Here is a 19882-nt window from a genome sequence, read left to right as displayed (position 1 = left end):
GTGGACCTCGCCGACCTCCGTCGTGTGCGCCTGCACGTGCAGGGGCTGAGCGAGGCGCGTGCCACCTCGGCGGCAGACGTGGTGCGCGGATTCGTCGCCGTGCAGTCGCAGGAGTTCACGCCAGCCCAATGGGGGCTCGCCATGCGAGTGTCCGGCCCCGAGCGACCCTCGCTCGCCGAGGTCTCCGCTGCGCTCGATCGCGGTGAGATCCTGCGCACGCACGTGCTGCGCCCGACCTGGCACTTCGTCGACCCGGCCGACGCCCGGTGGCTGCTGGAGCTCTCGGCCGAGCGCGTGCACCGCGCGAACGCGACGTACTACCGCCGCACGGGCGTCGACGGGGCTGACGCGGCGCGCGCACTCGACGTCGTCGCTGCCTCGCTCGCGGTCGGCCATCGCACTCGCGCCGAGCTCGCGGCAGCCCTCGCCGCGGCGGGGCAGCCGTCGACCGGGCTCGGCTTCACCTATGTGCTCATGCTCGCCGAGCTCGAACGAGTGGCGATCAGCGGCGCGAATGTCGGCAGGCAGCGCAGCTACGCGGCCTTCGACGAGCGCGTGCCCGCGTCGACCCCGAAACCACGTGAGGCGGCGCTCGTCGAACTCGCGGCACGATTCATCCGCTCACGCGGGCCGGTGACCGACCGCGACTTCGCAGCGTGGTCGGGCTTCACCCTCGGCGACACCCGGCTGGCGTTCGCGGCCGTGGTCGCGGGCGACGAACCCGACGGCGGCGGCAGCAGCAGTGGCAGCGGCAGTGGCAGTGGCAGTGGCAGCGGCAGCGTCGAGACGCTCGAGGTCGACGGCGCGACGCACTGGCACGACCCCCAGAAGACCGGGGCGGCGCTCGACGCCCCGCGCCCGCCGACCGGCACGGTCGACCTGCTGCAGGCGTACGACGAGTACATCATGGGCTACGCCGTGCCCCGCACGTTCCTGCAGCCGCCGGGGCGCAGCGACCCCGTGCGAGCCGAGTTCCCGCTGCACGCGCTCATGATCGACGGGGTGATGGCGGGCCGCTGGGCACCCGTCACCTCGACGCGGAACGCGGTCGTCAAGCTCGTGCCCTGGCGAGCGCCGTCGCCTCGCGAGGAGCGTGCGCTCGCGGCATCCGTCGCCGACCTCGAACGCTTTCTCGGCACGCCCGTCACCGTCGACCGCGACCCGCCACCCCCCTCGTGACGTTGCTCGTTCAGGGGATTCGCGCGACACGCCGATGTTGCGACGCGCGTATCGGCGTGTCGCCCCAAATCCCCTGATCGGGCAACAGACGATCGTACGATCGCGGCATGGCCGTCATCGCAAGCGTCTTCGTCGCCCTCGCCGCGCTGCTGCACGGCTACATCTTCCTCATGGAGAGCGTCTGGTGGACGCGTCCCTCGACGTGGAAGCGCTTCGGCGTCGCCGACCAGGCCGCCGCCGACGTGACGAAGCCCATGGCCTACAACCAGGGCTTCTACAACCTGTTCCTCGGCATCGGGGCGGCGCTCGGTCTGGTGCTCTACTGGGCCGGCACGGCGCTCGTCGGCACGACACTCGTGCTCTTCACGACGGCGTGCATGGTGCTCGCCGCCGCGGTGCTGACGACCACGGGCCGCGGCTACCTGAAGCCGGCGCTCATCCAGGGCACGCTGCCGCTCATCGGTTTCGTGCTCTTCGCGCTCGCCTGAAGCGGGGCGCTCAGGGCGGTCAAGGCGCTCGGGTCGCTCAGGCGAACAGTCCGCCGAACACGGCGACGGCGATCGCGGCGAGGCCCGCGACGGCGATGAGGCACGCCGCGCCGACGGCCGCGATCGAGACGATCGCGCCGCGCCGCGAACGTCGCTCGACCGAGGGCAGCGAGGCGGCGAGGTCGCGTGTCGGGGCTGGTCCGGGGTCGAGCGCGGGCGGTTCGCTGACTCGGGATGCCGCGAGCTCGCGCACCTCGTAGCGGTCGAGCAGTCCGGGGCCGGCCCCGACCTCGGCGGAGCGCAGCACTTCGTCGGAGACGGGCGCCGGGGCGGGGCGGCGGCGATCGCGGCGCCGAGGCGTGTTCATGACTGGCGCGCTGCGGTGCGTGACCCGGGTCTCGCCCTGGCCCCTGCGCCCGCCGCGCTGCACGGCCCTCGTCGCCTCGGCGTCGGCGGCCGGCCCGCGGCCGACGACGACCGTCGCGTCGGCGTCGTCGTCTGCAGCGGCACGGTCACTGTTCTCGACGGGCACGCCCGACCCCTCGCGCACGGTCGTGCGTTCGGCGACGACGACCGTCGCGTCGTCGGCCGGAACACCATCGACCGGTACGTCGTCGACGGTGACATCTCGACTGGCGGCGGCGCTGCCGGCCGGGCGCACGACCACGACGGTCGCCTCGTCGTGCAGCTCGGCGTCGGCCTCGACGAGCCCGTTCCATCCGTCGTTCATGACCGCCCCCGCACCGGAATCGTGGTCTCTTCATCGACGTCGGGCGTCTCGGGCGCCCAGCGCGAGTCATCGGTCGAGACATCCGTCTGCTCGTCGAGACCGCCGGCGACGACGTCGATGACGACGACCGTGATGTTGTCGCGGCCGCCCGCCTCACGGGCGCGCTGCACGAGCGCCGCGGCGGCCGATTCAGGTCGCCCGCCCATCGCGAGCGTCGCACGAATCGCCTCGTCGCCGACCTCGGAGGTGAGACCGTCGCTGCAGACGAGCAGCCGCTCGCCGTTCACGACGGGCAGCAGCCAGCTGTCGGCGGTGCTGTCGGAGGCGCCGATCGCCCGGGTGATGACGTTGCGACGCTCGAACGTCGCCAGGTCTTCTGGCCGCAGCTCGCCGCGGTCGACGAGCTCTTGGCCGAGCGAGTGGTCGATCGTGAGCTGCTCGAGCACGGTGCCGTGCTGGCGGTACACGCGCGAGTCGCCGACGTTGAAGACGAGCCAGGCCGGCGCACCCTCGTCGTCGACGAGCGCGAGGCCCGCGACCGTGCTGCCCGCACCGCGGGAGGTGTCTGCGGCGACGTCGGCGACCCCCGCCCCGGCACCCGTGAGCGCCGCGCGCACGCTCGCCACGGTCGCCAGCGGCCGGCCGACGACGTGCTGCTCGAATGCGGCGACGACCGCGGCGCTCGCCCGGTCGCCGGCCTCGTAACCGCCCATGCCGTCGGCCACGAGATACACCGGCCACGACGCGAGCGCGGAGTCCTCGTTGACGCGCCGGACGAGTCCGACGTCGCTCGCCTCGGCGACCGTGAGCTGCACACGGGGTTCGGTCATGGTTGCTCCGGCGCGGTGCGCTCAAGGCCGGCCACGAGCGTGCCGAGCACGAGTCGTTCGGCCAGCGGGGTGGGAACGCCCGGGTCGATCAGGCGGTCGACGCCGAAGCCGTCGGGCACCATGACGCCGTTCGTCGAATCGAGGTCGGTCACGGTCCACTGCTCGCCGTCGAGACGCAGCACGGCGTGGGTCTTCGAGAGCGTGCGGCTCGGATCGGGCACGACGAGCCGCTGCTCGCCCGAGAGAGCGGCGCGCGGGCTGCGGCCGAGCACGACCACGGGAGCCGCGAGCGCGAGCGCGGTGCCGTCTTCGAGCACGAGCCGCCATTCGACGGGCGGGCGGCGGGACACGACGACGGTGCGGTCGAACGGGTCGTCGATGGGGTCGCCCGTCACGATCGTCGCGGCCTCGTCGGGCTCGTACCCGTCGACGGCGGCGGCCGTCACGAGCGCCGCCGGAGCGATCGGCTGAGCGGGCGCGGTCGGCGGAGCCGGCGCGACGACTGGCGGCGGCCCCGCCGGGGCGAGCGGCGCCGCGAGTGCGACGGGCGCGTATGCCGCAGTGGCGACGGGCGCGGCACCGGGCATGGGCGGCAGCGGTTCGATGCGGCCCGGGATGCGCGGAGCCGCGTCGGACTCGGTCAGCCCAGCGGCCTGCGGTGCGACAGGCGGCGGCACGACCGGTGCGGCGCCGGGAGGGGCGAAGGGCGACACCGCTGGGGCGGCCGTCGGTGCGGGCATGTGCGGGGCAGCGGGCACGGCCGCTTGCGGAGCGACGGCCGGAACGGGCGCGACAGGCGCGAGGGGCACGACGGGCGCTGCGAGCACGGGCGACGCGGTCGCCGTGACGGGCGCCACCGCGTTCGGCGCGAACGGAGCCATCGGCGCCATCGGCGCGCCCGGTGCCCCCGAGTGCTCGGGAACCGCCCACGCGAGCTCACCAACACCAGCACCGGCACCGGCACCGGCACCGGCACCGGCACCGGCCATCGTCATGCGCCCATGCTCGGGGCCGGGGCCGAGCGCGAGCACCGTGGCCCACACCGGCGGCAGCAGCACGCCGAGCACCGTGGTGCCCACGCCGCGCCCGCTCTGCACGCTGATGCGGTGGAGGGCGAACACCTTGAACACGAGCCCGACGATCTGCACGACCGGCACGTACATCATCACCGCGTACGGCGCCGGCTGCCGGCCGATCTTGAAGAGCTGCATCTCGTTGTACACCGGCACCCACGCCGCCCATCCGGGCCGGCCGAACCGCACGAGCACCTTCGCGAACATCACGGCGTACCAGACGTAGAGTCCGATGCCGATCAGCAGGCTGAGCCCGATGGTCAACAGGCTGGCGGCGACGAGCTGCTGGGGGTCGACAGGGGTCATCGTGCTGGCTCCTCGAGTGATGCGCGAACGGTGCTGACGGCGCGAGCGGAACGGGTGGGACGAACGGAACGGGCGGAACGAACGATGCGCAGGTGGCGCGCGAACGAGGCGAACGAGAGGCGCGCAACGAGGCGACGACGTGACCTCGCCTCGGCACGGAGCTCGGTGCGTTCGCCGTCGACGATCGACCACGCGGCATCCGCGTCTGCACCGCCCGGCGGGTCGCCGGCGAACACGGCCCGGTCGACCAGCGTCACGAGGCGCGCGGCCGCGGCGCGACCGCTCGCGCGGGCGGTCGCGGCGCGATCGGCGCGTTCGCCGTCGAGCACGCCGTGGTCGACGTAGAGGTCGACGAGTTCGTGCCACGCGCCGACGATGCGCACCTCGGGCGCGGGGTCGCGTCGCCGTCGCCGCGATCGTGTGCGCTTGGCGATCAGCAGCACGATGAACGGCAGCAGCAGCAACAGCACGGCGAGCGCACCGAGGCCGACGAGGCGCAGCACGGCCAGCAGGGCGGATGCCGCGACCGCCGGGTCGTCTTCGGCCGCCGCGGCGGCATCGCTCGACTCGCTCTGCGCCGAGGGCGGATCGACCGTTGCCGTGTCGGGGCGGTCGGGCGTGGTCGGGTGCTGCGGCAGTTGCTCGCCCTCTTGGATGAGGCTCGGGGCGATCTCGTACTGCGGCGTCGCGTCGATCGGCGTCCACGCGTCGCCGTCGCTCGAGACCTCGGTCCACACCGTCAGCGCGGCGCCCGTGCAGACCGCGTCGCACGACTCGACGCCGGGCAGCGGCTGGGCGCCCGCGAGCCGGAATCCGAGCACGACCCGCGATTGGTAGCCCGTCGCGCGGGCGAGCAGCGCGATCGCGGTCGCGAACTGCTCGTCGTCGCCGACGGCCGAGACGAGGGCGGCATCGGATGCCTCGGGGCCCGCGAGGCGCTGTTGGGTGACGAGTTCGCCGAAGAGCGCCTCGATGCGCGCCTTCGAGTGCCCCGAGTAGCTCGGCAGAAACGTGTAGCCGCCGCCGAGACGGCCGATCCAGCCTGCGGCGTCGGGGCCGTCGGAGATGGCGTGGCTGAGGTAGCCGCGCGCGCGCACGCGGTCGACGAGGTCGGTGAACCCGGCCGCCGAGGCCGGCTGCTGCTGCAGTTCGAGCCACGCGCCGAGCTCGGGGTACTCCTCGACGTCGAGCAGCGGGGTGGCCGCCGGCTCGCCGAGCGCGGCGGGGTCGTCGGGCGCCGAGACGACCGAGTAGCCGTCGCCCGGAACCAGCCCGCGTTCGGCCCCGAGAGGTGTCGACGCGGCATCCGGAACCTGGGCGATGTCGATGGCGGTCGCGCCGCCCTCCGAACGGTGGAAGCCGTCGTCGAGGGCGGCCCGGCGCGGTCCCTCGAAATCGGGCGCTGAGCGCAGCCCGATCGGCGCCGGCACCCAGATGCCCGTGTAGCCGTCGTCGACGGCGATCGTGAAGGCGACGTCGCCCGGCATCCGCACGGCGGCGCGCGGCAGACGGCTGAACCGCGACGCAGCCGAGTCGCGGGCCGCGGAGACGTGGAAGGTCTCGCCGTCGTAGGAGTCGAGGGTCGCGAGGCGCAGCCGGTCGACCCCGCCCGTGTCGCCCTCGACCGCGAGCCACGGTTCGTCGATGCGCTCGGCGGAGAAGGCCGCACGGTAGTTCGCGAGCGGCGTCGCGGTCTTGCGCACCACGACCTCGGGCTCGACCCGGTCGCGCAGCGCCGAGCGATCGGCGAGCTCGGCCGCCGCGGGTGTCACGGCCGCACCGACGATGAGCGCCGCGGCGACGAGCGCGGCGGCCGACCCGCGCCGCCGCACCGCGGGCCAGCCGGTGAGCCCGGCCCGCTGCACCGTGCCGGCCGTCGCCCGTCGCAGTGCGACCGAGCGGATCGAACGCGACCGCAGCAGCAGCCACACGAGCGCCGCGACGAGCCCGCCGACCGAGACCAGGAGTTCGCGGGGCGCGGGCACGACGACGCCCGCGACGACGAGCGACGCGCTCAGTGCGCTCGACCCGAAGGCGAGGCCGAACCCCGACATCGCGAAGCCGACGACGACCGCGAGCGGTGAGACCTTGCGGTCGGGGGCCACGAGCAGTGCGGCCACGAGCGTGCCGACGAGCATCACGACGAGGAGCGGCACGAGCACCGCCTGGTACTCGCCGAGCGGCAACGAGAGCGTCAGCAACTGCTTCCAGCCCACGACGACGCCGACGAAGCCGTCGCGGATGCCGCGCAGCCACGACGGCGGGTCGCCGAGCGCCGACGGGATCGCGGCCGGCACCACGACGAGAGCGAACGCGACGGCGGCGGCCGGCACGACGACGAGTGCGGCGAGCGGTCCGCGCAGCGGCAGGGCCCGGGCGAGCGCGGCGAGGCCGAGGCCGACGAGCACGCCGACCGCGGCGACGAGCAGCATCCGCGGCGACGCGTACACCGGCCACGCGGCGACCGTCGCGAGCACTCCGGCGACGACGACGTAGCCGAGGCCGAGCGCGGCGCGCGCCCGCTCGCTGCCCCTCGAGACGCCCTGGGCGGCCGTGGCGCGACGGCGCGGCGCGCTCACTGCACCGCTCCTCTTGCGAGCAGCTGCCCGAGATCGCCGAGTTCGCCGAGCGTGAGCACCGTGATCTCCTTCGAGCGGCGCGCGCCCGGTTCGGCGCCCGGTTCGCACCGCACCGCGACGACGGCGATGCCGGGCGGCAGTGCGATGGCTGCGCGCCGCAGGCGCTTCAGCGGCACCTGCGACCCGGTGACGAGGTAGGCGATCGAGAGGTCGCCGAACGACTGCGCGACGAGCGCTGCGAGCGATTCGAGACGGATGACCCGTGCCCCCGGCCCCGACGCAGCGCCGCCGTCGAGCCCCGAGACGCCGTCGAGCAGCACGCGCGGCGTGACCGTCGGCAGGGCGCGGATCGACTGCACGACACCGCGGTCGGCGGCGTCGAGTTCGGCGCTCACGCCGACGAGCACGTCGCGGCCCTCGCGCACGCCCTGCACACCGAGCGAGGCGGCGGCGCTCACGGCGGTCTCGAACTCGTCGTCGCTCGAGTAGCCGTCGAGGTCGAGGTCGAGCAGCACCGCGATGCGGGCGTGACGCGACTCCTCGTACTGGCGCACCATGAGGCGGCCGGTGCGCGCCGTCGACTTCCAGTGCACGTGGCGTTGCGAGTCGCCGACGACGTACTCGCGCACGGCGTGGAACGAGAGATCCGCGTCGACCAGGCGGTTCGACGGCGCACCCTCGAGGTCGCGGATGAGTCCGGCACTCGACGGCGGCAGCACGACCGTGACGGGGTGCACGTGCACGCGCTGCACGTCGGGCCAGCTCATCTCGCGGCGCAGCACCCGCAGGGGGTCGCCGCGCGAGACCGTCATCGGGCCGACGTCGATGATGCCGCGGCGCTGCGCGGCGATGACGAGCTCTTCGCGGTGGTGCCCGCCACCGCGAAGCATGGGGATGTGCGCCTCGACGAGACCACGGCCCACGGGGATGTCGACGACGCCCGGCAGCGCGGGGCGCGTGCCCCGGTTCACGAAATCGAGTGCGCCGCGGATCTCGGAACCGGCGATCACGCGATCGCGGTCGAGCTCGAGCCTCACCTCGTAGTCGTGCGCGCCGAGCAGGAACGGCACGCACACGAGCAGCAGCGTCGCCGCCATGGCGGCGACCACCCACGCCTCGAACCAGCCGAACGCCGCCCCTGCCGTGACACCGACGACCACGAGGCCGAACAGCAGCAGGCCCGCGGGCGAGACCGTCTCGCGCAGCCACACGGCCGCGCTCGCGAACCCGGCGCCGAGCGATCGCACGCCGCGGCGCAGCCGCACCGCACCCGAGGCGAGGGGGCCACGGCGCGTGCGAGCGAGCCGCGTGACCGTCGAACCACGCGTCGACGTGGCGGTGGTGCCATGGGTCGACGTGATCGTGTCGGTCGGCGCGGGTGCGCGGAGGAGGTCTGCCGGTCGGGTCACGCCACGCCGTTCTCCCGCGGAGCGGCGACGTCGAGCAGGATCTGGTTGATCACGGCGACCGCCGTCACGCCGTCGAACTCGGCCTCGGGCTCGAGCACGAGACGGTGCGAGAGTGCCGCGACGGCCAGTGCGCGCACGTCGTCGGGGGTCGCGTAGGTGCGACCGGCGGCCACGGCCCACGTCATCGCGAGACGCGAGAGCGCGATCGCGCCGCGCACGCTCACCCCGAGCCGCACCTCGCTCGCACGGCGCGTGGCGTCGACGATGCGCATGATGTAGTCGGAGACGAGCGGGTTGACGTACGCGCCGCGCGACAGCTCGGTCATCGCGACGATCGTGTCGGTGCCGACGATCGCCTCGAGCTTCGGCTTGGGTGCGCCGACCGCCTGCAGGATCCGCATCGTCGAGGCCTCGTCGGGGTAGCCGATCGACGTCTTGATCGAGAACCGGTCGAGCTGCGCCTCGGGCAGGCGGTAGGTGCCGCCCTGCTCGATCGGGTTCTGCGTCGCGATGACGAGGAACGGGTTGCCGACCGGGCGGGTGACGCCGTCGATCGTGACGTTGCCCTCCTCCATCACCTCGAGCAGCGCCGACTGCGTCTTCGGGCTCGCCCGGTTGATCTCGTCGGCGAGCACGATGTTGGCGAACACCGGCCCCGCGTGGAACTCGAACTGCCCCGCCTTCTGGTCGTACACCGTGATGCCCGTGATGTCGCCGGGCAGCAGGTCGGGCGTGAACTGGATGCGCGAGCTCGTGCCGTGGATCGTCTCGCCGAGGGCGCGGGCCAGCGCCGTCTTGCCGGTTCCGGGCGCGTCCTCGAGCAGCACGTGGCCGCCGCTGATCGCCGTCGCGAGCACGAGCTCGAGGATGTGGCGCTTGCCGAGCACCGCCTGTTCGACATTGTCGGCGATGAGCGAGAACGTCTCGGCGAACCAGGCGGACTGCTCTGGGGCGATCGTCACGGTGGTCTTCCTCTCGAAGGGTGGTCTGGATGTCTCGGTGTCGCAGTGCGAGCGTCAGGGCGCGGGTTTCGGCGGAGCCTTGCAGAGCGTCGCCGTGCGCGAGATCGGCGCGAGCTCGGCATAGGCGCCGGTGAACGCGAGGTCGAAGGCGACCGCGGTCGGCACCGTCGGGTCGGGCACCGTCCAGTTGCGCACCACGGCCGAGCCGCGAGCACCCTCGGAGACCGTGACGAGCACCTCGTCGTGCGTCGGCTTCGCCGTGTCGGCGGGGGCCGCGAGGCATCCGCCGGCGAAATCGACCGTGACGGTGGTCGGCGCGGTGACCGCGACCACGGCGACCTCGCCCGAGCAGCGGTTGTTGCCCCAGATCGACTTGCAGGTCTTGACCGTCACGTTGCCGGGCGACGCCGAGCTCTGCAGCGCGAAGTCGGTGCGCCAGTCGCCGTACATGAAGAATCGCGGGGTGAACCCGTCGGTCGCGTTCACGACCGGCCCCTGCTCGAGCCCGTACGCGTAGCTGCTGCCGGTGGCCTTCGGCGTGGTCGCCACCGTGTAGCTCAGGGTGCCGCTCGGCAGGTCGACGTCGTGGGCCGTGTCGACGGCCGCGGTCGCGGACTCGACCGTGCCGTACCCGTTCGACGCGCACACCTTGACGTAGTACTCCTCGTTGGGGTCGAGGCCCGTGATCGTCGACGTCGTCGAGGTGACCTCGGCACCCGAGGTCTGCAGCGCACCGTCGCGGTCGGCCCAGCAGCTCGCGTCGCCGTGGCGCCAGGCGAGGTAGACCACTTCGGAGGCGCGGGCGCTGTGGTTCGGGTCGAATCCGACGCCGGAGACGAGCACCGAGGTGTTCGACTCCGACGCCGCCGAGATCGCGTTGGGGTTCAGGATCGGCGAGCCCGCCGCGGTGACCGGCACCGACACCATGCCGCCCTCGTTGCCGCCGCGCCCCGTGGGCGGCTCGAACACGCTCATCGGCACGAGCGTCAGCATCTGCGGGCCGGGCACGAGCCCCAGCTCGACGACCGTCGGCTGACCGCCCGAGAAGCCCTGGCGCTCGATGACCTGCCCCGTCTCTTGAATGCGGAACGCCCGTGCGTCGCGGTCGGCGGTGACGCGCAACTCGACGATGCCCGTGCCGGGACCCGTCGCGCCCTCGCGGTAGACCGGCTGAGCGGCGGCCGAGGTGATCACCGGGGCCGCGTAGCTCCAGGTCGTCACGGGGCTCGTCGCCGACGACGTGCCGACGCTGTTCACGGCGCGCGCGGCGTAGTCGTGGCGTTCACCGGCGGTGAGCCCGTCGACCCGGCACCACCAGGCACCGGGTGCCCCGGTCGAGCAGGAGGCGGCGACCGGTCGGCCGCCCTCGAGGATCTCGAGTCCCGTCACGTCGGGGTGGGCGCGCAGCGCCTCGCCCATCGAGACCTCGAGGGTCACGCTCGTGGCGGTGTAGTCGGCCGTCGAGACCGAGGCCGGCGGCTGCGGCAGGCCGAGCAGGTCGACCGTCAACCGGCCCTCGCCCGGGCGGTTCTGGGCGTCGGTGACGATGTACGGGATCACGCACTCGCCGCCGAAGGCGTTCTGGCCGCTCGGCCAGGTGACCGTGATCGAGCGCTCGTCGCTCGCGCGCACGCTCGCGACCTGGCAGCTGTTCGCCCCGGCGCCGAGACCCTCGAGCTTCAGCCCCGCGCCGTCCTTGCCCGCGAAGGGGTCGTACTCGCCGGCGACGCCGACCACCTGCACGGTGCACGACGACCCCTGGCCGACCGAGCACTGCTGGGTGAACACCCCGCCGCGCGGCGCGTCGGCGGGCGCCTGCCCGACGACGAGCGTGATGGCCGAGGTGAGGCCGCCCGACGCGCTCACGCTGACGGTCGCGGTCTCACGGGTGCCGGGCACCGCGTCGACGCGCGCCTCGAACGACACGACGCCGCCGGCCTGCTCGACCCTGAACGCGCTGCCCGAGTACGACACCGCGTAGTCGAGCGTGGCGGGGTCGCCCTGACGCCCGCCCTCCCACGTCGTCATCTCCTCATAGAGCTTCACGGTCTCGGCCGCGCCCGGGGCGACCGTGCGACTCACCGCCGAGAGGATCGCCTGCGGGTCGGTCGGCAGGATCGAGATCGGCACGCCCACCCACGACCAGCTCTTCTGTCCGCCGAGACGCACGGGGATGAGGCAGCGGTCGCTCCACGGGGCATCCGTGCCGGCTGAGTACTCGGCCCGACCGCCCGAAGCCGGCGCGCACGACGCGGCCGCGCGCTGCACGGTGTAACCGCCCTCGGTGCCGATCTCGACGTCATCGCCCGGTGCGAGGTCGAGCAGCTCCGTCACGTCGAAGGCGACCTTCTGCTTCTCTTCGACCTCGATGTCGTCGACGTCGGCGCGCAACTGCACCCGGAAGTCGTCGTTCGCGGGGATCAGCAGGAACCCGAACGCCTCGGCCTCGCGGCCGGCCCGGTCGCTGCCCGACAGACGGAACGGCACGAGTGCGCCGGTCTCGGGCAACGGGCCGACGATGCTGTGCCGGGCGACGCGGTAGTCGGCGTCGGCCGCGCCCCAGATCTCGAGCTTCAGTGCGCTCAAGTCGCCCGACGCCCACACCACGTGGCCGGCGACGACGTCGAGGCCCTTCTCGGGCAGGTCGGCACGCGACCTCGCCGTGACGATCGTGTCCGAGACGATGGGGGCGTCGGGCGACTCGCCCTCGGTCACGTTGACGACGACGAGGCCCTCTGCGGTGCTCGAGCTGCGCGCCGACTGCACGGTGTAGCGGTAGGAGTTGGAGCCGACCACGTCACCCGGGTGCACCACGACGCGTCCGTCGGCGAGCGACGTCGACGGGTCGATGAGGCCCTCGAGCCTTGCGTACTCGGCGCTGCCCTCCGGTGCGTTCGGCACGAGCCCGACGAGCTCGAGCTCGCCCTGCGCGGGGTCGAGGTCGTTGCCCGCCGGCTCGACGGTGACGGGCGAGGCCGACGACCGCTGCACGCGGATGTAGTCGCTGAAGGTCACGGGCGCGGCGTCGATGACGGCGGCGGTGAGCACGCCGACCCGCACCCGGCCGGTGCCCTCGGCGCCCGAGGCGTCGCGCACCGTGTACTCGAAGACCGGCTGGGCGTCGCCCGTGCCCGTGTCGGGGGCGCTGTAGACGATCGCGTCGCCCTCGGCCGAGATCGTCGCGATGCCGAGACCGGTCTGCGGCTGGGTCAGGGAGGAGAGCACGGTGCGGTCGCCATCGGGGTCCATGCCGGTCGCCGAGACCGGGATGCGCACGCTCTGGCCGCTCAGCACGCGAGCCACGAGCGCGCGCGGCTCGGGCGCGCGGTTCGCACCCGCCGGCAGCACCGTGACCGTGACGGTCGAGTGGTCGAGTCGTTCGGGCGCCTGCTCGAGACCGACGGCGTAGCCGAGCTCGTAGGTGCCCGGCGTCTTCGGCGCCAGATAGCGCACGTCGCTGCCCGAGGCGAAGGCGAGCTCGCCGTCGGCACCAGAGGCGGTCACCTCGGGGTGCACGACGAGTCGTTCGGCACGGGGGCTCACGTCGTTGTCGGTGACGGGGATCGAGATGAGCTCGCCGACGCGCATCGTCACCGTGTCGGGCATCGCGATGGGGCTGAGCCCCGCCGACGGCGCGACGAGGAAGACACTGAGGTCGCCGACCGCGGTCGCGCCCGCACCGTCGGAGACGGTGACCGCCGCACGGCCGACCAGGCCGGGGCGCCCGTCGCGGGTCACGCCCGTGGCGCGCACCTGCGACTGCGCGACGACGCCGACGCCGAGCTCGGGCGACGACGAGACGGCGCCGGCGACGACGAGCACGCGGCCGCTCGTGTTCTGCACGGCGCCGAGCACGTCGACCATGGCGTCTTCGCCCGCGCGCACGAACGCCTTCATCGGCGCGAGGGCGAGCGGCGCACCGGGCGCGGCGACCGTGACCCTGATGTTCGCGCTCTGCTCGGCGCGCGTCACGACGTCTTGCACCGTGAAGTTGGCGAAATACGCGCCCGGGTTCGCGGCCGAGAGCTCGATCTCGCCCGTCGCGGCGTTCGGCGCGACCGAGAGGCCGTCGGTGGCCGCGGCCGCGCTCGGCACGGCGTCGAGCAGCCGCAGCGAGCCCGAGCCGCCGGTGACGTGCTTGGCGACCTCGACGATCGCGGTCTCGCCCGCCCCCGTCGTCACGGCGACCGGCGCGACCTCGAGCGCGGCGGTCGAGGTGACGCGCAGGTCGAGGGTGGCCTCGGTCTGGGCGCCGTGCACGTCGGCGACGGTGATGCGCACCTGCAGCTTCTCGGCGGCCGCGTTGGGGTCGGTGTGACGGATCGCCACCCGGCCGTCGGACATGGGCACGACCGAGATCGGCGCGGCCGGGTCGATCGGCTGTGCATCGGCGAGCATGAACGCGTCGCCCTCTGGGTCGACCCAGCCCGGCAGCACCGGCACGAGCGCCGTGCCGCCCGGCACGAGCTGCGCCTCGGGCCAGCGCTGCACGCAGTCGGCGACCCCGCACCAGACCGGTGCGCTGTTGACGTCGTCGGGCACCACGGTGAGCGTCACGGTCACGGGCGGCGAGCTCGCGGCGCCGTCGGTGACGGCGTAGCCGAACGTCGTCGACCCCTCGCCCGCACGCACGCGCACGGTCGGCGTCTGGTCGTTCGAGGTGAGCGCGAGTTCGCCGAACCCGGCGTCGGCGAAGCCGCCCGCGATCGAGGCGGGGTCGACCGTCAGCACGTCGCTTCGGTTCGGGTCGTGGTCGTTCAACAGCACGGGCAGTTCGACCTGCTGGCCGGCGCGCACGCCGAAGCTGTCGGCGACCGCCACGGGCGGCTCCTGCCGGGCAAGGTCCTCGACCTGCTGGGTGCCGACCCGGTCTTCGATGTCGTCGTCGATCTCCCACTGCTCGAGCGGCACCATGCGGCCGTCGGGCACCGTCCAGACCAGTCCCGACGAGGTCTCGTTGAGCACGGCACGGTCGCCGTTGCCGCGCAGTTCGGGCGTGATCGACTGCGGTCCCTCCGCGCTGCGGGAACCCTCCGGCAGTTCGAGCGGCACCGTGTCGCCGCCGTCGCTCGTCCAGACGGCGCCGCCGTCGGTGCCGAGCCAGGCCGCCGCGAGTTCGCCGTCCACGACGATCGGCGCGGCCGGCGTGCCGGCCTCGTCGACGATGCGCTCGGGTGCGCCGCCGTCGAGCGGCACCTCCACGAGTCCCGCGGAATCGGCGACGTGAACGGATGCCGCGGGGCCCGAGCCCTGCTGCAGGCGGGCGTCGGCCTCGACGTCGACGGTCACCGGTTCGCTGCGACCCGAGACCCAGGCGCGACCGCCAGCGGCGTCGAGCAGCACCCAGCGCGCACCCACGACCGTCAGCTCGAGCCGGGCATCGGCGGCCGGCGGCTCGGCGATCGACGTCTCGCCGCCGTCGAACTCGCCCGTCGCCGCGTCGAAGAGGCGCACGGCCTCTTCGCGCGCCGAGTACATCGCGACGAGGCCGTCGGGCGAGACGCCCACCGCGGCCGCCGCGTAGGTCTCTTCCTCTTCGCCCTCGGTGGTGCGCTCGGCATACGGATCGACCGGGAACGCCTCGGGCCCGTCGACCCGGCCCGCGAACACCGTGCCGGTGTCGGTGCGGTAGACGAGCCACCCGCCCGCGGACGCGACGTCGCGCGTGCCGACCGGCGTCGGCACCGAGCCGCCGCCGTCTTCGGCGACGAGATCGAGCGGTTCGGCCGGGTCGATCGGCCACCGCTGGCGAAGCCCCTGACTGTAGACGGATGCCGCGGCGCCCGCCTGCACCACCGTGCTCGGATCCTCGACGTCGCGCACGAGGTCGATCTCGGCGAGATCGGTGTTCACGCGGGCGTACTGCCCCGTGTCGCGCGTGACCCACACCGAGGTCTCGAGCCGAGGCACCTGCTGCGCCTCGTACCCGTTCGCGGTCACCGCGAGCGTGACGACCGTCGCGACGGCGGCGACACCCGCGACCGCGGCGACGATCGTGCCGCGCCGCCCGGTGCGCCGCCCGGTACGCCCCCCGCGTCCCGCCATCAGATGCCCCCCATGAGCACGAAGCCCACCGCGGCGAGCGCGATCACGACGACCGCGGAACCCGCACCGATGAGCACGGGTTTCACCCAGCCGCCGCGCGCCCGGGCCGAACCGAGACCGCCGGCGTCGACCACGGGCCCGTTGGGCCGGGCCGCAGCCGTGGCGGCCGCACGACCGGCTCGTCGCGAGTCGGGGTTCACGGTCGTCACGATCGGGCCGCGCTGCGAGGCATCCGTGAAATCGAGCGCTGCGGCACCCGCCCACTCGGGCGACGCGACCTCGAGGTTCGTGGGCGCGATGCCGAGCTCGTATTGCGCCCAGCGCAACGCCTCGCCGAACTCGGCCATCGAGCCGTAGCGGCGCGCAGGGTCGCGCTGCATCGCCGTCGACAGCACGAGATCGACCCGCTGCGGGATGCCGCGGGGCGCGAGCGGCGTGACCTTCGCCCCCATCGCGCGACGCGAGAGCTGGTCGACGGTGTTGCGACCGCGCTCGGGCAGCTCGAACGGGCTGTGCCCCGCGAGCAGCGTGTAGAGCGTCGCGCCGAGGCTCCACACCTCGGTCGCGACGGTGCCGGTCGTGCGTTCGCCGAGCACCTCGGGGGCGCTCCACGGAATCGACATCGCGAAGGTGTCGCCCGCGCCGCTGTCACTGATCGCGCCGGCGATGCCGAAGTCGGCGAGCACGGGGGCGCCGAGCGAGTTCACGAGCAGGTTCGACGGCTTGATGTCGCGGTGCAGCAGGCCCGATCGGTGTGCGGTCTCGAGGGCAGCCGCCATGCGCACGCCGATGTCGAGCACTTCGCCCACGGGCATCGGGCCGCGCTTGGAGCGCGCGCCGAGCGTCTCCGGGCAGTACTCCATCACGAGGTAGGGGCGGCCGTCGGCCGAGATCGACGCCTGGTGGATCGTCACGATCGAGGGGTGCGCGCTGACCCTCGCCATCGCGTCGGCCTCGGTCGTGAACGCGCGCCGGGCGTCGGGGTCGATGACGTCGACGAGCAGCACCTTCACCGCCGTGACGCGCCGCGGCAGGTCTTGCTCGTAGAGGAACACGTCGGCGAAGCCGCCGGTGCCGAGCGGGCGCACATAGCTGTAGCCGGAGAGCACCGGCGGTGCCGACGGCAGACGTTTCGCCACGCGCTCGGGCCTCCTGCCGGCAGTCGATCACCGGCGGGACCGGAATTGTTCGGGTGGAGGGCGCTTGCCGAAACCGTCGGGAGACCTGCCCGGCCCCCGCCGGCGGCACGACCGAGGTCGCAGCGCCCTGGGCCATCCTAGGGGAGCCGGTTCTCGCTGCCGAATCGTTTCGGATTGTGTCGCGGCACGCGATGCGCTCCTCGCGGCGGCGCTCCTCGCGTCGGCACTATTCGGCAGCGGCGCCGCGCGAGGCGTCTCCCGGTTCGTCGACCGGGGTGAGGCGCAGACGGTCGATGAGTTCGCCGGCGTGGTTCGTGCTCAGGATGATGCGGGTGAACTCGCCGGCGGCGAGCTCGAGCACGACCGCGGGCCGCTTGCCCTTGATGATCACGAAGTCGGTGCCGCCGTGGTACTTCCACACGCCGACGGCGACGACGAGCGGTACCTCGGTGCCGCGACGACGGATGCCTCGGATCCAGATCCACGGGTCGTCGGTGATCGTGGCCGAGCGGATGTCGGCGCGTTGCACCACGAGGTCGGCGCTGCGGAGCGCGAGCGACTTCTCGGGCGTGGTGAGGTGCACCTCGATCCGGTCGGTATGCACGCGCAGCTTCGCCATACCCCCATCCTGCCCCATCGAGACGACCCTTTTCAGGAAGGAGTGCGGGCACGGCGGGTGATTTCGACGGCATGCGGCGCGAAACGGCCCCGCGTCGCCACACCCCCTCCTGAACAGTGAACACAGATCAGGGGGCGGATGCCGCGGCTCTCGCTGCGGCGGGAAGCGCGTCGAACACCCGGGCGATCGCCGCGTCGTCGTGGGCGGCGGTGACGAACCAGGCCTCGAAGACCGACGGCGGCAGCGAGACGCCCTGCTCGAGCATCGCGTGGAAGAACGGGGCGTAGCGCCGCGACTCCTGGCGTTGCACGGTCGCGTAATCGCGCACCGGGGCCGCCGCGGCCTCGTCGCCGAACACGAAGCTGAAGAGGTTGCCGGCGTGCTGCACGCGGTGCGCGACCCCCTCGGCGTCGAGCGCAGCCGAGACCGCATCGCTGATCGCCTCGGCGGTGGCGTCGAGCTTCGCGTACACGCCGGCGTCGGCCGCATTCAGGGTCGCGATGCCCGCCGCGACCGCAACGGGGTTGCCCGAGAGCGTGCCCGCCTGGTAGACGGGACCGAGCGGCGCGAGCTGCTCCATGATCTCGGCGCGGCCGCCGAGCGCGGCGACCGGCATGCCGCCGCCGATGACCTTGCCGAACGTCATGAGGTCGGGCGTGTACCCCGTCGCCTCGCTCGCGTTCGTCGCCGCGTTCTCGAGCCCCCACCAGCCGGCGGCCGAGACACGGAAGCCCGTGAGCACCTCGTCGGAGATGACGAGTGCGCCGTGCGCGTGCGCGAGCTCGACGACGGCCCGGTTGAACCCGTCGACGGGCGGCACGACGCCCATGTTCGCCGCCGCCGCCTCGGTGATCACGGCCGCGATGCGGTCGCCGTGCTCGGTGAAGACCGCGGCGAGCGCGTCGAGGTCGTTGTAGGGCACCACGAGGGTGAGCGCCGCGATGCCGGCCGGCACGCCCGCGGAGCCCGGCAGGGCGAAGGTCGCGAGGCCCGAGCCGGCCTCGGCGAGGAGCCCGTCGGAATGGCCGTGATAGTGCCCGGCGAACTTCACGAGCAGGTCGCGGCCCGTGAATCCGCGGGCGAGACGGATGGCGCTCATCGTCGCCTCGGTGCCCGTCGAGACGAGCCGCAGCTTCTCGACCGGGCCGACGCGCTGCTCGACGATCTCGGCGAGCTCGGTCTCGGCCGGGGTCGAGGCGCCGAACGAGAGGCCTCGCGCCGCGGCATCCTGAACCGCCTCGACGACCCGCGGGTCGGCGTGCCCCAGGATCGCGGGGCCCCAGCCGGCGACGAGGTCGACGTACTCGCGGCCCTCGGCGTCGGTGACGTACGGGCCGCGGGCGCTCACGAGGAAGCGCGGCGTGCCGCCGACCGAGCGGAACGCGCGCACGGGCGAGTTGACCCCGCCCGGGATCGCGGCCTGCGCACGGGCGAAGAGCTCGTCGTTCGTCATCGGTGATCGAGTCGGCCGCGAAGCAGCCGTATCGAGATAGCTCATGCCGCGTCTCCGTTCCGGATCCACTCGGCCAGTTCGACGGCCCAGTACGTGAGCACCGCGTCGGCGCCGGCGCGGCGGATGCCGCGCACCGACTCGATGACGGCGCGCTTGCGGTCGATCCAGCCGTGGGCGGCGGCGGCCTCGATCATCGCGTACTCCCCCGACACCTGGTAGGCCCACACGGGCACGTCGCTGGCCGCCGCGACGTCGGCGAGCACGTCGAGGTAGCTGCCGGCGGGCTTGACCATGACGACGTCGGCGCCCTCGTCGATGTCGATCATCGCCTCGCGCAACCCCTCTCGCCGGTTACCCGGATCGAGCTGGTACGAACGGCGGTCGCCCTCGAGGGTCGACTCGACGGCCTCGCGGAACGGCCCGTAGTAGGCGCTCGCGTACTTCGCCGAGTAGGCGAGGATCGCCGTGTCGTGGTGCCCGGCGTCGTCGAGTGCCTCGCGCACGGCGGCGACCTGGCCGTCCATCATGCCCGAGAGGCCGAGCAGCTCGGAGCCCGCGCGCGCCTGCGCGAGCGCCATCGAGGTGTACCGCTCGAGCGTCGCGTCGTTGTCGACGCGGCCGCGCTCGTCGAGCACCCCGCAGTGCCCGTGGTCGGTGAACTCGTCGAGGCACAGGTCGGTCTGCACGACGAGACGGCGAGCGGATGCCTCGGCCGCAACCCTCGTCGCGACATTCAGGATGCCGTCGGGGTCGGTGGCACCCGAGCCGCGCGCGTCGCGCTCCTCGGGAACGCCGAACAGCATGACGCCGCCGACGCCCGCGGCCACGGCCTGCTCGACGGCGTCGGGCAGGCTCGCGAGCGAGTGCTGCACGACGCCCGGCATCGAGCTGATCGGCACCGGGGCAGTCACCCCCTCGCGCACGAAGATCGGGAGCACGAGCTCGGCGGGGTGCAACCGGGTCTCTGAGACGAGACGGCGCAGTGCCGGGGTCTCACGCAGTCGGCGCGGGCGGATCCTGGGGGTGGGGGCGGGGCTCACCCGTCAAGCCTACGTCGCCCGATCGAGGAG

Annotated in this window: 13 protein-coding genes; 2 read left to right on the top strand and 11 right to left on the bottom strand. The window is 73.5% G+C overall.

The window, feature by feature from the left end:
- A complete protein-coding gene (locus ACWGST_RS04935; protein ID WP_452045535.1) occupies positions 1–1179 on the top strand; it encodes a winged helix DNA-binding domain-containing protein in 1179 nt (392 codons plus the stop codon).
- 107 nt (positions 1180–1286) lie between these two features.
- Positions 1287–1667, top strand: a complete 381-nt coding sequence (locus tag ACWGST_RS04930) for a DUF1304 domain-containing protein (RefSeq protein WP_452045534.1) — start codon at positions 1287–1289, stop codon at positions 1665–1667.
- Positions 1668–1704: 37 nt separating this feature from the next.
- Here the strand turns inward: ACWGST_RS04930 and ACWGST_RS04925 are convergent, their stop codons facing one another.
- From ACWGST_RS04925 to hemB, 11 genes are all read right to left on the bottom strand, one after another.
- On the bottom strand, positions 1705–2397 hold the full coding sequence (locus tag ACWGST_RS04925) for a hypothetical protein (protein WP_452045533.1): 693 nt from the start codon (positions 2395–2397) through the stop codon (positions 1705–1707).
- Entirely contained in the window at positions 2394–3227 is an 834-nt protein-coding gene (locus ACWGST_RS04920) for a PP2C family protein-serine/threonine phosphatase (RefSeq protein ID WP_452045532.1), read from the bottom strand. Before ACWGST_RS04920 ends, ACWGST_RS04925 begins: the two co-directional genes overlap by 4 nt.
- Positions 3224–4606, bottom strand: a complete 1383-nt coding sequence (locus ACWGST_RS04915) for a DUF5684 domain-containing protein (protein ID WP_452045531.1) — start codon at positions 4604–4606, stop codon at positions 3224–3226. The genes ACWGST_RS04920 and ACWGST_RS04915 overlap by 4 nt, the downstream gene beginning before the upstream one ends.
- Positions 4603–7185, bottom strand: coding sequence for a transglutaminase-like domain-containing protein (locus tag ACWGST_RS04910; RefSeq protein WP_452045530.1), 2583 nt, complete (start codon positions 7183–7185; stop codon positions 4603–4605). The genes ACWGST_RS04915 and ACWGST_RS04910 overlap by 4 nt, the downstream gene beginning before the upstream one ends.
- The gene (locus ACWGST_RS04905; RefSeq protein WP_452045529.1) at positions 7182–8594 is read right to left on the bottom strand and encodes a DUF58 domain-containing protein; all 1413 of its coding nucleotides are present in this window, start codon (positions 8592–8594) and stop codon (positions 7182–7184) included. Before ACWGST_RS04905 ends, ACWGST_RS04910 begins: the two co-directional genes overlap by 4 nt.
- On the bottom strand, positions 8591–9556 hold the full coding sequence (locus tag ACWGST_RS04900; protein WP_452045528.1) for an AAA family ATPase: 966 nt from the start codon (positions 9554–9556) through the stop codon (positions 8591–8593). Before ACWGST_RS04900 ends, ACWGST_RS04905 begins: the two co-directional genes overlap by 4 nt.
- A 54-nt stretch (positions 9557–9610) precedes the next feature.
- Positions 9611–15601, bottom strand: coding sequence for an Ig-like domain-containing protein (locus ACWGST_RS04895; RefSeq protein WP_452045527.1), 5991 nt, complete (start codon positions 15599–15601; stop codon positions 9611–9613).
- On the bottom strand, positions 15601–16740 hold the full coding sequence (locus ACWGST_RS04890; RefSeq protein ID WP_452045526.1) for a serine/threonine-protein kinase: 1140 nt from the start codon (positions 16738–16740) through the stop codon (positions 15601–15603). The genes ACWGST_RS04895 and ACWGST_RS04890 overlap by 1 nt, the downstream gene beginning before the upstream one ends.
- A gap of 226 nt (positions 16741–16966) precedes the next feature.
- Positions 16967–17359, bottom strand: a complete 393-nt coding sequence (locus ACWGST_RS04885) for a hypothetical protein (RefSeq protein WP_452045525.1) — start codon at positions 17357–17359, stop codon at positions 16967–16969.
- A 127-nt stretch (positions 17360–17486) separates the two neighbouring features.
- Positions 17487–18812: a glutamate-1-semialdehyde 2,1-aminomutase gene (gene hemL, locus ACWGST_RS04880; protein ID WP_452045524.1), complete on the bottom strand. Its 1326-nt coding sequence runs from the start codon at positions 18810–18812 to the stop codon at positions 17487–17489.
- A 41-nt stretch (positions 18813–18853) separates the two neighbouring features.
- Positions 18854–19852 carry a porphobilinogen synthase gene (gene hemB / locus ACWGST_RS04875; protein ID WP_452045523.1) on the bottom strand — a complete coding sequence of 333 codons (999 nt, stop codon included), beginning with the start codon at positions 19850–19852 and terminating at the stop codon, positions 18854–18856.
- Between the last annotated feature and the right edge of the window lie 30 nt (positions 19853–19882).

The organism is Agromyces sp. NPDC055520 (assembly GCF_053619715.1).
Note: the sequence above shows the minus strand (reverse complement) of the source record. Positions and strands in the feature narration are given on the sequence as shown.

Bases quoted from the DNA above. Each gene is read 5' to 3' on its own strand.
- ACWGST_RS04925 (WP_452045533.1), bottom strand. From the start codon at position 2,397: ATGAACGACGGATGGAACGGGCTCGTCGAGGCCGACGCCGAGCTGCAC.
- ACWGST_RS04920 (WP_452045532.1), bottom strand. From the start codon at position 3,227: ATGACCGAACCCCGTGTGCAGCTCACGGTCGCCGAGGCGAGCGACGTC.
- ACWGST_RS04915 (WP_452045531.1), bottom strand. From the start codon at position 4,606: ATGACCCCTGTCGACCCCCAGCAGCTCGTCGCCGCCAGCCTGTTGACC.
- ACWGST_RS04895 (WP_452045527.1), bottom strand. From the start codon at position 15,601: ATGGCGGGACGCGGGGGGCGTACCGGGCGGCGCACCGGGCGGCGCGGC.
- hemL (WP_452045524.1), bottom strand. From the start codon at position 18,812: ATGACGAACGACGAGCTCTTCGCCCGTGCGCAGGCCGCGATCCCGGGC.
- ACWGST_RS04885 (WP_452045525.1), bottom strand. From the start codon at position 17,359: ATGGCGAAGCTGCGCGTGCATACCGACCGGATCGAGGTGCACCTCACC.
- ACWGST_RS04930 (WP_452045534.1), top strand. From the start codon at position 1,287: ATGGCCGTCATCGCAAGCGTCTTCGTCGCCCTCGCCGCGCTGCTGCAC.